This window comes from Agrobacterium sp. 22117 (assembly GCF_052045735.1).
Taxonomy (GTDB): Bacteria; Pseudomonadota; Alphaproteobacteria; order Rhizobiales; family Rhizobiaceae; genus Agrobacterium; species Agrobacterium cavarae.
The window spans coordinates 467,780-482,315 of sequence record NZ_JBQEPP010000002.1 but is presented as its reverse complement, the minus strand read 5'-3'; the positions used below and the strand labels follow the sequence as shown (position 1 = coordinate 482,315).

The 14,536-nt window shown below is 59.5% G+C and carries 12 protein-coding genes; 3 read left to right on the top strand and 9 right to left on the bottom strand.

What is annotated here, in order from left to right; all coding sequences use genetic code 11:
* Positions 1-13: 13 nt before the first annotated feature.
* Positions 14-1,687 carry a beta-galactosidase BglA gene (bglA, locus tag ACTJKV_RS06755; protein WP_274101972.1) on the bottom strand — a complete coding sequence of 558 codons (1,674 nt, stop codon included), beginning with the start codon at positions 1,685-1,687 and terminating at the stop codon, positions 14-16.
* Between the two features lie 166 nt (positions 1,688-1,853).
* On the opposite strand from bglA, the gene ACTJKV_RS06750 reads away from it, so the two are divergent.
* Together ACTJKV_RS06750 and ACTJKV_RS06745 are read left to right on the top strand one after the other, a co-directional pair.
* Positions 1,854-2,771 carry a sugar kinase gene (locus ACTJKV_RS06750; RefSeq protein WP_274101970.1) on the top strand — a complete coding sequence of 306 codons (918 nt, stop codon included), beginning with the start codon at positions 1,854-1,856 and terminating at the stop codon, positions 2,769-2,771.
* A 196-nt stretch (positions 2,772-2,967) separates the two neighbouring features.
* Entirely contained in the window at positions 2,968-4,017 is a 1,050-nt protein-coding gene (locus ACTJKV_RS06745; protein ID WP_062440160.1) for a bifunctional monoglucosyl/glucuronosyl diacylglycerol synthase, read from the top strand.
* Between the two features lie 194 nt (positions 4,018-4,211).
* Here the strand turns inward: ACTJKV_RS06745 and ACTJKV_RS06740 are convergent, their stop codons facing one another.
* The 4 genes from ACTJKV_RS06740 to ACTJKV_RS06725 form a co-directional block, all read right to left on the bottom strand.
* Positions 4,212-4,820 (bottom strand): DUF2026 family protein, encoded by a 609-nt coding sequence (locus tag ACTJKV_RS06740; protein ID WP_112521128.1) that lies wholly within the window; start codon positions 4,818-4,820, stop codon positions 4,212-4,214.
* 229 nt (positions 4,821-5,049) lie between these two features.
* Positions 5,050-6,474 carry a ribosome biogenesis GTPase Der gene (gene der, locus ACTJKV_RS06735; protein WP_062426326.1) on the bottom strand — a complete coding sequence of 475 codons (1,425 nt, stop codon included), beginning with the start codon at positions 6,472-6,474 and terminating at the stop codon, positions 5,050-5,052.
* Positions 6,475-6,601: 127 nt separating this feature from the next.
* Complete coding sequence (locus ACTJKV_RS06730; protein ID WP_274101968.1) at positions 6,602-7,273, bottom strand: tetratricopeptide repeat protein; 672 nt, start codon at positions 7,271-7,273, stop codon at positions 6,602-6,604.
* A 157-nt stretch (positions 7,274-7,430) separates the two neighbouring features.
* Entirely contained in the window at positions 7,431-8,015 is a 585-nt protein-coding gene (locus ACTJKV_RS06725; RefSeq protein WP_274101967.1) for an NnrU family protein, read from the bottom strand.
* A gap of 299 nt (positions 8,016-8,314) precedes the next feature.
* Between ACTJKV_RS06725 and ACTJKV_RS06720 the strand changes: the two genes are divergently transcribed.
* The gene (locus ACTJKV_RS06720) at positions 8,315-9,307 is read left to right on the top strand and encodes a polysaccharide deacetylase family protein (protein ID WP_274101966.1); all 993 of its coding nucleotides are present in this window, start codon (positions 8,315-8,317) and stop codon (positions 9,305-9,307) included.
* A 169-nt stretch (positions 9,308-9,476) separates the two neighbouring features.
* Here the strand turns inward: ACTJKV_RS06720 and sbmA are convergent, their stop codons facing one another.
* From sbmA to glpK, 4 genes are all read right to left on the bottom strand, one after another.
* Complete coding sequence (gene sbmA / locus ACTJKV_RS06715; protein ID WP_062426322.1) at positions 9,477-10,751, bottom strand: peptide antibiotic transporter SbmA; 1,275 nt, start codon at positions 10,749-10,751, stop codon at positions 9,477-9,479.
* Between the two features lie 184 nt (positions 10,752-10,935).
* Positions 10,936-11,688: a type I methionyl aminopeptidase gene (map, locus tag ACTJKV_RS06710; protein WP_062426321.1), complete on the bottom strand. Its 753-nt coding sequence runs from the start codon at positions 11,686-11,688 to the stop codon at positions 10,936-10,938.
* 55 nt (positions 11,689-11,743) lie between these two features.
* Entirely contained in the window at positions 11,744-12,805 is a 1,062-nt protein-coding gene (locus tag ACTJKV_RS06705; RefSeq protein WP_062426320.1) for an LLM class flavin-dependent oxidoreductase, read from the bottom strand.
* 141 nt (positions 12,806-12,946) lie between these two features.
* The gene (gene glpK / locus ACTJKV_RS06700; protein ID WP_274101965.1) at positions 12,947-14,440 is read right to left on the bottom strand and encodes a glycerol kinase GlpK; all 1,494 of its coding nucleotides are present in this window, start codon (positions 14,438-14,440) and stop codon (positions 12,947-12,949) included.
* Between the last annotated feature and the right edge of the window lie 96 nt (positions 14,441-14,536).

Here is a 14,536-nt window from a genome sequence, read left to right as displayed (position 1 = left end):
GTGATCTACCGAATTACGACCGCTCGATCCGCGCACAGAACGCATCCAGCGGCTCCAGCTTCACCGTATCGACATCGAAGGCCGGCTCAAACCCGGGCATTGCCAGATGCTCGACGACGCGAAACTCCGGCGGAAGGCGAAAATCGACCGGCTGACGCGTAAGGTTGAAGACGAAGAGCAGGCTCTCGCCGTTTTTTTCACGCGTGAACACGAGCAGATCCTGATTCGTATCGAGAAACGTCATGTCGCCATCGCGAAGGCCCGCATGGCTGCGACGGAAGGCCAGCATCGCCTTGTAATGATTGAGAACCGAGTCCGATTTCCGCTCCTGCCCGTCCGCCGCCAGCATGGCATGAGCGTAAGGAACCGGCAGCCACGGCTTTTCGGCGGCAGTGAAACCGGCATGCGGCTTGCCCGTCTCCCACACCATCGGCGTGCGGCACCCATCGCGGCCCTTGAAAGCCGGCCAGAAGCGAATGCCGTAAGGATCGCGCAGATCCTCAAAGGCAAGATCCGCCTCCGTTAGCGCCAGCTCTTCACCCTGATAAAGGCAGATGGAGCCGCGCAGGGATGCCAGCACGCAGACGGAAAGCTTTGCCACGCGGATCTGCTCTTCCACACTTTCGGCAAAGCGGCTGAGATGACGGACAACGTCGTGGTTGGAAAAAGCCCAGCAGACCCAGCCATCGGTTACGGCTTTCTGGAAGCCATCGACGGCACCGCGAATATGGCTGGCGGTGAAATCCGGCCCCAACAGATCGAACGTGTAGCACATGTTGAGCTTGTCGTTATCCGCCGTATAGGCGGCGACGGTTTTGAGTGAGCGCGCACCATCGCCCACCTCGCCGACCGTCATCCGTCCCTCATACTCGTCCAGCAGAGCGCGGAAGCGCTTGAGGAAGGCGAGGTTCTCCACCTGCGTCTTGTCATAGAGATGGCTCTGCATGCCGTAGGGATTGACGTCCGGCGCGTCGAGACCGGCATCGTCGCTATCCGGCTCATGCGGCGGGTTATCGCGCAACAACTTGTCGTGGAAGTAGTAGTTGACCGTATCCAGCCGGAAGCCGTCGACACCCCGCTCCAGCCAGAACCTGACGGTGTCCAGAAGCGCGTCCTGAACGTCCGGATTGTGAAAATTGAGATCCGGTTGCGAGCCGAGGAAGTTGTGCATGTAATATTGCTTGCGCACGCCATCCCATTCCCAGGCCGGACCGCCAAAGACCGAGAGCCAATTGGTGGGCGCCGTTCCATCCGGCTTCGGGTTTGCCCAGACATACCAGTCCGCTTTCGCATTGGTGCGGCTGGTCCGGCTTTCCTTGAACCAGGGATGCTGATCGGATGTGTGCGAGATCACCTGGTCGATGATGACTTTCAGGCCAAGCTTGTGCGCCTCGGTGATCAGTTCATCGAAATCCGCAAGCGTCCCGAACAGCGGATCGACATTGCAGTAATCGGAAACGTCGTAGCCCATATCCGCCATGGGCGAAGTAAAGAAGGGCGAGAGCCAGATGCCATCCACACCAAGCGCATGGATATAGGGCAGATGCTTGGTAATCCCCGCCAGGTCACCGAAACCATCCCCCGTCGTATCCTGAAACGAGCGCGGGTAGACCTGATATATGACCGCTCCCCTCCACCAGTCTGCATCGTGAACTCTGTGTCCGGTGGTAGACGTGGCTTGCGGCATGAACGATCTCCAAAGTGAAGCTGCCCAACCATATAAAGCCCGGATTGATCCGTAAACGGCCAATGCTTGTCGAATGTGAGAAGAGACCCGCAATCGGCTTTCGCCGCCCTTGCAAGCCGGCCCACGGCGTCGTAATGGCGAAGCGTCACGACAGGAGGAGAGTGCAGTGGGTGGACGGTTTCTTTCGATCGGCGAATGCATGGTGGAGCTTTCGCAAGCCGGTGACGGCCTGCTGCGCAAGGGCTTTGCCGGAGACACGCTGAACACCGCCTGGTATGCACGCGCCTGCCTGCAGCAGGACTGGTCGGTGGATTATTTCACCGCGCTGGGTGACGATCCCCTGTCGCAGGAGATGCTGTCCTTCATCGAGGGTGCCGGCATCGGCACGCAGTATATCTCCCGAATTGCGGGCGGCACGCCTGGCCTCTACCTCATCAACCTGAAAGACGGTGAGCGCACCTTCAGCTATTGGCGCAGCACCTCTGCCGCCCGCCAGCTGGCGGCTGATGCCGATCATCTGCGCGAGACTATCGACGCGGCCGACATCGTCTATTTCTCCGGCATTACCCTTGCCATTCTCGCCACACCGATTGCGGTCGACACATTCCTCTCCGAACTGCGCCGCGCCAAGGCGTCCGGCAAGCAGGTCGTGTTCGATCCCAATATCCGCCCGCGGCTTTGGGCCAACCGCGAGATCATGCTGGAGACGATCACCAATGGTGCGCGCGCTGCCACGCTCGTCATGCCAAGCTTCGACGACGAGGCTGGTAACTTTGGTGACACGGATGTGGAGGCGACCATCGCGCGCTATCGCGCGCTCGGCGTCGCCAACATTGTGGTGAAAGATGGCGCAAAGGGCGCAACGCTCGATTTCGGCGGTGAGCGCAGCCACGCGCCTGCCGAGCAGGCCGTAAAGGTGGTGGATACGACGAGTGCCGGAGACAGCTTCAACGGCGCCTTCCTGTCCCGCTTCGTCACCGGCAGCACACCCGAAGAAGCGGCCACTTTCGCCGCCAAGGCTGCCGCCACCGTCATCGGCCACCACGGCGCGCTGATCAGCCCGGACCTGCTGCCGAAAGCCTGAAGGACGTCGCGCAAACGCATGCAGCGGTTTTGCGATAACGACATCCGAAAAGACCAGGATTTGAAGCGTGATGAGCGAATATCAAACTTCGCCATCCGCTTTGAATCCGCTGACATGATGCTGTAACACGCCTGTCGCATATACCCGAAGGCCGGTGGATCACCGGAGAGTCGCAAGCGGCGAGGGTCGGCACGGCATGACCAGAATTACCATCGTCACGGATGCATGGCATCCCCAGGTCAACGGCGTGGTGCGCTCCATCGAGAACACCAATGTCGAGCTTGAACGCATGGGCGTCGAGGTTCGCATGGTGACGCCGCAGAGCTTCCACTCCATTCCCTGCCCCACCTATCCGGAAATTCGCCTTTCCGTCGCGAGCTATCGCCGGGTTTCGAAGGAAATCGAGAAGAGCCAGCCATCCTATGTGCATATTGCGACGGAAGGTCCGCTCGGCTTCATGGCGCGCCGCTGGTGCATCAAGCACGGCATGGGCTTTTCCACCAGCTACCACACGCGTTTTCCAGAATATGTGGCGGCCCGCTTCCCCGTGCCGGAAAGCTGGCTCTACGGCTTCGTGCGCTGGTTCCACAATGGCGGTAGCGCCTGCATGGTGGCAACGCCGAGCCTCGAAACGGAGCTCCAATCCAAAGGCGTGAAGAACCTCAAACGCTGGAGCCGCGGCATCGACGCCAAGCTCTTCCGTCCCAGACAGAAGGAGGAGCGTCCCTTCGGCCTCCCTCGCCCGATCTTCATGACCATTGGCCGCGTTTCGGTGGAAAAGAACCTGCCGGAGTTTCTCGATCTCGATCTGCCGGGCTCAAAGGTCGTTGTCGGTGACGGCCCTGCCCGCGCCGAGCTTCAGCAGAAACATCCCGATGTGCTCTTCACCGGCGTGAAGACCGGCGAGGACCTGGCGAAAGCCTATGCGCAGGCCGACGTCTTTGTCTTTCCGTCCAAGACAGACACCTTCGGAAACACCATTCTCGAAGCACTCTCGAGCGGCGTACCGGTCGCAGCCTTCCCGGTGACCGGCCCGCTTGATATTCTCGGTGGCCACCCGAAGGCCGGTGCGCTTAGCTCGGATTTGCGCAAGGCCTGCCTTGCCGCACTCGATTGCTCCCCGGAAGCAGCCCTTGCCGTGTCACGCAACTATTCCTGGGAAAAGGCGTCCCGCCAGTTTCTCGACAACGTGACCTCTGCTGCCGCAAGCCGCCTTCCAGGCTTCTGCGCCGCCCATGCGATGTGAGCGGATTACAGGCAAATTGCCTGCATTTTCAGTGGACGCACGAGCCCATTGCTGTCAGAAGGCGTCAGGACGCGACTGCCGTTATCTTTAGAACGGGGTCGGGCTGCTGATTGACGTCAGGCGGCTGCCGCGAGGTTACGCAGGCCGTCCACTTATCGCAAAACCGCCGCACAGTTTTGCGCGCATGCTTTAGCTCACCAAGCGCCGTTCAGCATATTGCCTGCGAGCGGGATCGTGCGGCTCTTGCCATTGCTGTCGTTGACGGAAATCTCGCTTTGCATCTGCTTGGGAGACTTGCGAAACCAGCCGGCGGCAATCGAAGCGAGATCGCCGATCATTCCATGCTTGCGCCAATCGGCGAAGCGCTGCGCCATGGCCTCTGCCTCATGCTTGAAGAAGAAGTCGCCCGACTGGGCCAGGTCGTTGATGGAAGAGGCCATGGATGACAAAGGCTTCTGGAACATCTTCGGCGGAACCGAGAGGCCGTCTGCCGCTTGCGGAAAAGCCGGCGCCATGAAATCGATCGCCCAGCCATCTGCCTCCACCCAGCAGTGAAAGTTCTCGCCAGCACCTGTCACATGGCCGTCCTCGCGATGATCGGCAAACAGCAGCATCGTGCCGCCAAGATTATAAGCCGACAGCCCACCCTTCGGCTTCGCCTTCACCTTGTAGTGATGCTCCAGAATGAAGGCACCAAATGTGCTGAAATACATCGATGCCGTCGCGGGATCGGCGTTCTCGTTGAGAAGCAGGCTGTTGATGACGCGATAGATGCGATGATAATCGCTCTGCTTGATCAGCATGATGTTTGACCTGACATTTGAAATTTACAAGACGAGCGCGAGCATCACGCCATGATCTCGGCACAGGGAGGAGAGATGTCCTCTCCCACGTCCCCAAATCCTCTGCCGTCATCCTCGGGCTCGACCCGAGGATCCATAGCCCCACCCGTAAGCGTTTGAAAACATGATCCTCGGGTTAAGCCCAATGATCACGGAGTGTGAGGCGGCCCTCAGCGAGCCAAACCCCTGACTAGCGCTTCTTCGCCTTATGCTCGAAGGGATTGTCGGACCCACGATAATGCACCCGGATCGGCACGCCCGGCATGTCGAAATCCTTGCGCAGACCGTTCACCAGATAGCGCGTGTAAGATTCCGGAATGGCCTCGGGCCGTGTGCAGGAGATCATGAAGGCCGGTGGCCGTGCTTTGACCTGCGTCATGTATTTCAGCCGCAGACGACGGCCCGACACGGCCGGCGGCGGATGCTGTGTGACCTGCATATCCAGCCAGCGATTGAGCTTGGCGGTGGAGATACGGCGGTTCCACACCTTGTCGGTGTCGATGATGCTCTGCATCAGCCGGTCGAGGCCATAGCCCGTCTGGCCGGAAATTGGCACGGCGCGAATGCCGCGCGCCTGCGGCAGAAGGCGCTCGGTCTTCTCGCGCAGATCAGCGAGAAACGCCTGTGCATCCTCGACCAGATCCCACTTGTTGAAAGCGAGCACCGCAGCGCGGCCTTCGCGGATGACCAGATCGACGAGCTGCAAATCCTGCTTCTCGAAAGGAATGGTGGAATCGAAGACGATGACGACGGTTTCGGCGAAACGGATGGAGCGCAACGAATCCGCCACCGAAAGCTTCTCCAGCTTCTCGGTCACCTTCGCCTTGCGACGCATGCCAGCCGTGTCGAACATCTTGATCGTGCGGCCGCGCCAATCCCACTCGACCGAGATACTGTCGCGCGTGATGCCGGCTTCCGGACCGGTCAGAAGACGGTCTTCACCGAGAAAGCGGTTGATCAGCGTCGACTTGCCGGCATTCGGCCGACCGATGATCGCAACGCGCAACGGCTTGGTATCGTCATAGGCGGGCTCGTAATCCTCGTCTTCTTCCTCTTCACCGGAAAGCACGACGTCGGTTTCAGCCTCTTCGAAATCGTCTTCCGGCGGGAAGGCGACATCTTCACCGATCGCGGCAACGATGGCGTCGCGCAGATCGATCATGCCCTGCCCGTGCTCGGCAGAAATCGGGCATGGCTCGCCAAGACCGAGCGTATAGGCATCATAGAAACCGCCATCGGAGCCGCGGGCTTCGGATTTGTTGGCAACCAGCACGACCGGCTTGCCGCGACGGCGCAGCATTTCGCCCAGCGTCTGGTCGGCCGGTGTCAGCCCGTATTTGGCGTCGACGACGAAAAGCGTCAGATCGGCCTCCTCGATCGCCTCTTCCGTCTGCGCCCACATGCGACCCTGCAGCGTCTCCGGTGCGGATTGCTCGAGACCCGCGGTATCGATGATGGTGAAACGCAGATCCACAAGCTTTGCGTCGCCCGGACGACGGTCGCGGGTCACGCCTGGCGTGTCATCCACAAGCGCCAGCTTCTTGCCAACCAGACGGTTGAAAAGCGTGGATTTGCCGACATTCGGACGTCCGACGATGGCGACGGTGAAGGTCATGATAGTGCCCTAACTTCTATAGCGTCGGACCGGAAACCCAACGGGCTCCGGTCCGACGCCTTCAACAGAAAACCGATGCAGTTCGCGGCGATCCTTATGACCGCCCGTCCCTGCAGGAAATGAGAATTTACGCTGCCTTGCCGGATGCGGCAATATTATCGAGCAGGACCTGCGCCCGGTTCGCCACATTGCGCGGCGCCTGGGAATCACTGGTAATGAGTTCGAACCACTGCTTCGCCTGGGCAAGATTGCCGGCCTTGTAAGCGGCAAGACCAAGCGCCTCACGTGCGGAGTTGCGCAGCGGCTGGCCATCGCTGGACAGCGCTTCCACCTCTGCCGACACCTGCTCATATGTGCCATTGTCAATCAGAAGGAACGCCGCGCGCACCTTTGCCATGTCACGGAAAATCTGCGGCGCGCTGGAATCGTTGCCAATCGCAGTAAAGGCTGCGATAGCGCCAGCGGCATTGCCCTTCTGTGCGAGGAGCGTTGCAGCGCGGAACTTGGCGAGGATCGGGTACTCGCCGTGGCCGGCGCTTTCCAGTTCCGTGAGTGCCTTCAACGCTTCGTCATTCTTGCCCTCGGAGGCAAGCTTCAACGCGTTGGAGAACTGGTCGCCAGACGCCGAAGCCCGGCTGTTGCTCCAATATTCGTAAATGCCTGCGCCCGCAGAAGCGAGCACGATCAAAACGGCAGCGCCAATCACGACCGCGCCGTAACGACCCCAGAAGTTGCTCAATTTTTCTGAGCGGATCTGCTCGTTCACTTCGCGGATGAAGCTGTCATTCTCGTTCGCCATCGAATTCTCCGTTACCCGCACCGAAAGGCAAAAGCCGATCGGTCTGCGGACATGCCAAGGCAATCTGGTTGCGGCAAGCCGCAAAAAGGCCAACCACATTTATTGGTGGGCCTTCTAGCCTATTTTCCCTGAGATGTAAGGGGGAAACGTCAGTTTCCTACATCGCAATCGGTTGGACGCCGATCAACCATTCGTGCAGCTTCCAGATGAATGCAGCCCACAGCACCACGCCAAGGAGAACGGCGATCGCATCGTAACGCGCCGAAACGAAGGGACGAGCGAGATTTTCGCCGGCGCGTGCGCGGCGCTTGAGGAAAATCCGCATCACCACGCCCCAGGCGAGGAAGGAGGCGAAGAGGATGACGGAGGAGGTCTCGCCATTGGCAAGCAGGTGCGAGAAAGCCCAGATCTTCACCGCAAGGATCAGCGGATGCTTGGTCTTGGTTGCGATGTGCCCGGCCGGCAGGGCACTTGCCACAAGACAGATCATCGCAATGAGCATCAGCGTGACGGCGATATGGGCCATCCAGACCGGCGGATAATAAAGCATGCCCGTCACCTGTCGCGCTTCATTGAAGGCATAGGCAATGAAGACGATGGTGAGAATGCTGACGAGCGAATAGACGCCCTTGAAGGGCTTTTCGCCCATGTTATCGATCAGACGCGCACGAAGCCCCGGCGCAAAAAGCCTGAGAGAATGGGTGGCGAAGAACAAGATGAGAGAGACGACGAGCAGAAGCATGGTGGCGTCCTTGCGCGGGGGAAGATAATCTTTTGACAATGAGTTATGGCGAATACCAAAGATCACTGATGCTGACCCATTCGATAGCCTGGAAACGGTCGCCCGGGTAGGAGAAACCGCAGAGCGATGCTTTTTCATCGGTCGAGGATTTCGACGCCCCCGGCGGCCGATTTCCGGGCTATCGAAGGGATCAGCATCAGTGATCTTTGGTATAACCCCTGGAAAAAGCCAGTCAAATCAAAGCTTCGCCTTATTCCAAGCTCAAAAGGCCGCTTTTGAAAATTCCGCGTGGTTCCCTCATGTTGCGTTCGCTTGCCCTCATTACCCTGTCTCTCGCCTGCGCGCCGCAAGCCTATGCGCAGGCTGTCGAAGGTGCGGCAAAGCCAAAGCAGCTCGTGCTGGTGTCCTTCGATGGTGCAGGCGACAATGCGCTGTGGGCGAGAAGCCGAGCGACCGCCAAGGAAGTCGGCGCGCATTTCACCTACTTTCTTGCCTGCACGCTGGTGATGGACCGCAAGACCAGCGCCAAGAGCTATCAGGGGCCGGGCCAGAAACTCGGCCGCTCCAATGTCGGCTTCGGCCAGTCGGTGGAAGAGGTTGCCACGCGCCTGCACCACATCTGGGACGCCCGCCAGGAAGGCCACGAAATAGCCAACCACACCTGCGGCCACTTCGATGGCGGCAACTGGACGGCGGATCAATGGGACGCAGAGTTCACCACATTCACCAGCACGCTCGAAAACGCCTGGGCGGCAATCGGCAAGAAGGACGAGGAGCCACAGGGCTGGCACGATTTCGTGCGCGGCATCAATGGCTTCCGCGCACCCTACCTGTCGCAAGGCGATGCACTCACCGCCGCGCAGAAAAAGCACGGCTTCGTCTTCGACGCCACCAGCATCACGAAAGGGCCGGCATGGCCCGTGCGCAAGGATGGCATCGAACATTTCGGCCTGCCGCTGATCCCTGAAGGACCGGGCGACCGGCCGATCATCGCCATGGACTACAACCTCTTCGTCCGCCACTCCATGGCAATTGAGACGCCCGCAAAGTCCGCCGAATTCGAAGAGCGCGCCTACAAGGCCTTCCGCGCCGCCTTCGACAAGCAATATGAGGGCGAACGCATCCCCCTCCAACTCGGCTTCCATTTCGTCAAGATGAATGGCGGCGCCTATTGGAACGCCTATGAGCGCCTGCTGCGCGAAGTCTGCAAGAAGGACGATGTCGCCTGCGTCAGCTATGAAGAGGCGATGCCGATGATCGACGCGCGGCGTAAGGAAAAGTCACAAGGGTGAGAGAGCAAGTGCTGCAGGCGCAGAGACAGCGGCGCCGTCACATTTTTCAGCCACCGGCTTTCAATAGACCATCATTCCGGCCCCGAGCAGGAAACGGGCCAACACGAATCCTCCGGCTGGACCCCGGCTCAATGCCGGGGGTGGGTGTCAGAGTTGAACGCGTCGAGCCTTACGGCTTGTCCGCCGCCAACTCGCCCTCTTCCGCCTCACGCTTCAAATAGCGCTGATCGATCTCCGGCAGCGGTTGGTCGTAGATGGCAGCCTCAAACGCTTTCAGACGTTTGTAGATCGACATCAGTTCGACGATCGTCGTCCAGGAATTGATGAGATACTGGAACGATCCGCGCACCTGATCGAACACGTTGCCGATCTGCGTGAACACGCCAAGCGTCACCTTGCCTGCTGCGATTGATGGAATGAGAACAATCAAGCTGTAGATGTTGTCAGCCTGCAGATAGAAAATGCGGGCAACGTTGAAATACATGTAATGAAAATAGAGCCGGAAATAGTTCTTCCGGACGTTCGAAAACAGCTCCTGCACGGTCGGCGGCTGAGCACGATCTGCATGGTCTTCACCATAAACCAGCTCCTTACGATAAGCCGCTTCCACGCGCTGATTGCGGAATTCGAGGCCGGGTAGCTTGATACCCACAAGTGCAAGAAAGCCCGTTCCGAAGAGCGACCACAAGATCGCCGCCCACACCAGAGCATGAGGGACGTAACCGATAATCGGCAACTCGTTGATGGTTTCGGAGAAGGTGAAGAGGACGGGGAGGAACGCGATCAGGGTCATGATGGCCCTGACGAAACCGACGCCCAACCCCTCGACGGTCGAGGAGAAGCGCATCGTGTCTTCCTGAACACGCTGAGAAGCGCCTTCGATGTGACGAAGCCTATCCCAGTTTGCCATATAAAAGTCATTCATCGCCGTGCGCCAACGGAAGATGTAGTGGCTGACGAAGAAGAGATTGAGCACGCCGACAGTGATCGCAAAAAACAGAATGCCTGAAACGCCGACAAGGCCGAGATAAAGCTGCTCGGCAGTCACCGGCGCGGTTTTGGCAAGCGCTTGCTGGATGAGGTCATAATATGGGCCGTACCATGCGTTCATCGCCACGCTGACTTGCACGGAGAAATAGGTCGCAAAGACAATGAGGGCAGAGCCGAGAACGGACCACATCTGCCAGCGATGTGGGCTGTAAGTGAACCAGAAGCCCGCGAACACGAGCACTGCAGCGGTGTAATAGATATAAAACCAGAGGAATGGCGGCGACCAGAAAATCGATACGCCCGTGATCGGCGGCTCTCCTGGTGTTGCTGGAGGCATGCCGAGTGCCGCACCCCAGTTTCTCCCGCCTGCGTACCAGAGGCCTATCATGAGCAAGGACCAAACAATGGCAGAGGTAAAAAACAGCTTGGGTTTGGGAAAGAAGGAATGAAACACGTTCGAACTCTCGCGAGCTTGAGATCAGCCATTATTGGCGAAGCAGATTTTGGGAGAAATTAGGCCAGACACTTCGCCGACGCAATGCAGCAAACGCTAAGTTACGAAGATGTAAGCCAAAACCGGCGATGGCGGCTGCAACATGACAGCCGCAATACAGCAAAGCCGTGCAGGAGCGACCGTCTTACTCGGCAAGCGTCAGGATCAGCGGGCCGTTTTTGGTGGCGATCACCGTGTGCTCGAACTGCACGGTCGGCGCGCTCGGGTCGCTGAACAGCGTCCAAGGGTCGTCATCGCCATCTTCGGCCCAATAGGCACCCGTGGAGAGAAATGGCTCGACAGTGAAGACCAGCCCGTCGGTCATGATGCGGGTTTCGTCCTTGTCCGGCCAGGTGGCAAGCTCTTTCGGCTCCTCGTGCAGCGACCGGCCGATGCCGTGACTGGCGAGATTGGTGATCAGCGTGTAGCGGTTCTTCTTTGCAAAAGCGCCGATGGAATTGCCGATATCGGCAAGCGGCCTGCCCGCTTTCACCTGTTGCAGCCCGGTCCAAAGGGCGCGTTTGCCATCGCGGCAAAGGCGTTCGATATCCTTCTTGACCGGCGGCACGGCGTAGGAAGAGCCGGTATCGCCAAAGAAGCCGTCCTTCACCGCCGACACATCGATATTGACGAGGTCACCCGCCTTGATGATGCGCGGGCCTGGAATGCCGTGGGCCACTTCCTCGTTGACGCTGATGCAGGTGGCGCCCGGAAACTGGTAGCAGAATTCCGGCGCCGACTGCGCGCCATTGCTTTCCAGGATATTGCGTCCGATGGCGTCGAGTTCGGCGGTGGTGATCCCCGGCTCAAGCGCGTCGGCCATGGTCTGCATCGCAAGGGCGCAAATCCGGCCAACATCCTTCAGCTTTTCGAGCTCTTCTTCCGTCGAGATAACCATTCTGCGTCCATATCCTGCGCAATGTCTTCGGCAAAGGGCGCCAAAAGGCACCCGATCATGCCGTGGCTTTCGCCCTATCGGCACTGCCAGTCAATTCTTTTCTGACGATTGGGGCGACTTTCGTGCCGTAAAGCTCGATCCCGCGCATGATCTGATCATGCGGCATCAGACCGATTGCCATCTGCAACAGGAAGCGATCATTCTTGAAGACGCCATGCGCCTTGATGATCTTTTCGGCCACCAGTTCCGGCTCGCCGAGGAAAAGATTGCCCTCCGCACTTCGTGCCATATCGTAATGCGCCCGGTTGGTCGGACCCCAGCCGCGCTCGCGGCCAATCCGGTTCATCACCTCCGCCTGCGGGCCGTAGAACTGATCGGCCGCCTTGTCGGTGGTATCGGCGATGAAGCCGTGGACGTTGATGCTGGTCTTCTGTTTTTCGAGCGGCTGACCTGCTCGGCGCGCGGCTTCCCGGTAGAGATCGAAGAGCGGCGCAAAGCGGCGATATTCGCCACCGATGATGGCAAGCGCCACCGGCAGACCCATGGCGCCGGCCCGCGCCACCGATTGCGGTGTGCCGCCAACCGCGATCCACACGGGTAGAGCCTCTTGCAACGGACGGGGATAGACACCGCGCCCGTTGATCGGCGCACGCTTTTCGCCCGACCAGGTGACGATTTCGCGATCTCTCACTGCCAGAAGCAAATCGAGCTTCTCGGCAAAGAGATCGTCATAGTCCTCGAGATTGTAGCCGAAGAGCGGATAGGACTCGATGAAGGAGCCGCGCCCCGCCATGATCTCGGCACGCCCGTTCGACAACAGATCGACGGTGGCGAACTGCTGGAACACGCGGATCGGGTCATCGGAGCTCAGAACCGAAACGGCACTGGAAAGGCGGATGGTCTTCGTCTTGACCGCTGCAGCCGCGAGCACGGTCGAAGGCGATGATACGACGTAATCAGGCCGATGATGCTCCCCCAGGCCGAAGACATCGAGCCCCACCTGATCGGCAAGCTCGATCTCTTCCAAAAGGTTCTTCAGGCGACGCGCACCTTCCGGGCCACGACCATCAGCCGGGTTCGGATTGACATCGGCAAAGGTGTAAAGACCAAGTTCCATGGGTGCGCTCCTCGCTTTGTCCGGAGCGCTCGCTTGCAAAAACTGGCTACGCTCATGCCCTCAGATAGACATCGAAGGTTCCCGGCGCAAATTCAAAATCTGAACCGGAAACTTCGATTTTCTCGATGGATGGAGCAGTGCTCAAACGTTGCTGAGCGTGCGGCGCACCGCATTCTTCCAGCCTTTGAGTTTCCGCGTGCGCACCTCGTCATCCATCTTCGGCTCGAAGCGGCGGTCGCGCGCCCAGGTTTCGGCAAAGGCCTTCATGTCCGGCCACACCCCTGCCCGGCTGCCCGCAAGCCATGCGGCACCAAGTGCGGTGGTTTCGAGGATCACCGGACGGTCGACAGGCGCATCGATCAGGTCTGAGAGGCGCTGCATCGTCCAGTCGGAGGCAACCATGCCACCATCGACGCGAAGGACGATATCGCAATCGTCGTTCTTCCAGTCCTTATGCATGGCATCCAGCAGGTCACCAGTCTGGTAGCAAACGGCCTCCAGTGCCGCGCGGGCAAATTCCGCCGGGCCGGTGCCGCGCGTCAGGCCGAACATCGCGCCGCGGGCTTCGGCATCCCACCAGGGCGCGCCGAGACCGACGAAGGCGGGCACGAGATAAACTTCCTGCGCATCGTCTGCCTTGTCCGCAAGCGCTCCGGTTTCCGGTGCGGCGCCGATCATCTTCAGCCCGTCGCGCAGCCATTGAACCGCAGCACCGGCAACGAAGATCGAGCCCTCCAGCGCGTAATAGGACTTGCCGTCCAGACGATAGGCGATCGTCGTCAGCAGCCGGTTCTTGGAGCGAACGATGTCCTCGCCCGTGTTCAAAAGCGCAAAGCAGCCCGTTCCATAGGTGGATTTCAGCATGCCGGGCGAGAAGCAGGCCTGGCCTATGACGGCGGCATGCTGATCTCCGGCGACTCCCAGGATCGGGATTTCGGCGCCGAACAGGTCAGCATCGGCAATGCCGAAGTCCGCGGCGCAATCCAGAACTTCCGGCAGGACGGATTTCGGCACGTCGAGAATGTCGAGAAGTTCCTTGTCCCAGACATTCTTCTCAATGTTGAACATCAGCGTGCGCGAGGCATTGGTGGCGTCGGTCACGAAGGACTTGCCGCCCGTCAGCCGCCAGATGAGGAAGGTATCGACCGTGCCGAAGCAAAGCTCGCCCTTCTCCGCCCTCTTGCGCGCGCCCTTCACATTGGAGAGCAGCCAGGACAGCTTGGTGCCGGAGAAGTACGGGTCGAGCAGCAGACCGGTGCGCTTGGCGAAGACCTTCTCATGCCCGGCTTTCTTCAGCTTGTCGCAAATTTTCGCCGTGCGCCTGTCCTGCCAGACGATGGCATTGTGCAGCGGCTTGCCGGTTTCTCGATCCCAGATCAGCGTCGTTTCGCGCTGGTTGGTGATGCCGATGGCAGCGATGTCGGAGCCCTTGAGACTGGCTTTGTCCAGCGCCTGCTTGATCGACCAGACCACCGTCTCCCAGATTTCCTCCGGATCGTGTTCAACCCAGCCGGAATTCGGGAAGATCTGCCGAAACTCCTTCTGCCCCGTGCCAACCACCTTCATCGATCCGTCGAAGATGATCGCGCGCGTGGACGTGGTGCCCTGGTCAATGGCGATAACGTAGCCGCCCATTCATTCCTCCCTGAAATCAGTCGCGCGCACCACAATATGCTCAACAGACAAAGTCAAGCCACAGCGGCGTCGGTTTCGAATCCAATTGCCAGTTCC

Excerpts from the sequence above, each read along its gene's own strand:
- bglA (WP_274101972.1), bottom strand. The coding sequence starts at position 1,687 with ATGCCGCAAGCCACGTCTACCACCGGACACAGAGTTCACGATGCAGAC.
- ACTJKV_RS06745 (WP_062440160.1), top strand. The coding sequence starts at position 2,968 with ATGACCAGAATTACCATCGTCACGGATGCATGGCATCCCCAGGTCAAC.
- ACTJKV_RS06740 (WP_112521128.1), bottom strand. The coding sequence starts at position 4,820 with ATGCTGATCAAGCAGAGCGATTATCATCGCATCTATCGCGTCATCAAC.
- der (WP_062426326.1), bottom strand. The coding sequence starts at position 6,474 with ATGACCTTCACCGTCGCCATCGTCGGACGTCCGAATGTCGGCAAATCC.
- ACTJKV_RS06730 (WP_274101968.1), bottom strand. The coding sequence starts at position 7,273 with ATGGCGAACGAGAATGACAGCTTCATCCGCGAAGTGAACGAGCAGATC.
- ACTJKV_RS06725 (WP_274101967.1), bottom strand. The coding sequence starts at position 8,015 with ATGCTTCTGCTCGTCGTCTCTCTCATCTTGTTCTTCGCCACCCATTCT.
- ACTJKV_RS06720 (WP_274101966.1), top strand. The coding sequence starts at position 8,315 with ATGTTGCGTTCGCTTGCCCTCATTACCCTGTCTCTCGCCTGCGCGCCG.
- map (WP_062426321.1), bottom strand. The coding sequence starts at position 11,688 with ATGGTTATCTCGACGGAAGAAGAGCTCGAAAAGCTGAAGGATGTTGGC.
- ACTJKV_RS06705 (WP_062426320.1), bottom strand. The coding sequence starts at position 12,805 with ATGGAACTTGGTCTTTACACCTTTGCCGATGTCAATCCGAACCCGGCT.
- glpK (WP_274101965.1), bottom strand. The coding sequence starts at position 14,440 with ATGGGCGGCTACGTTATCGCCATTGACCAGGGCACCACGTCCACGCGC.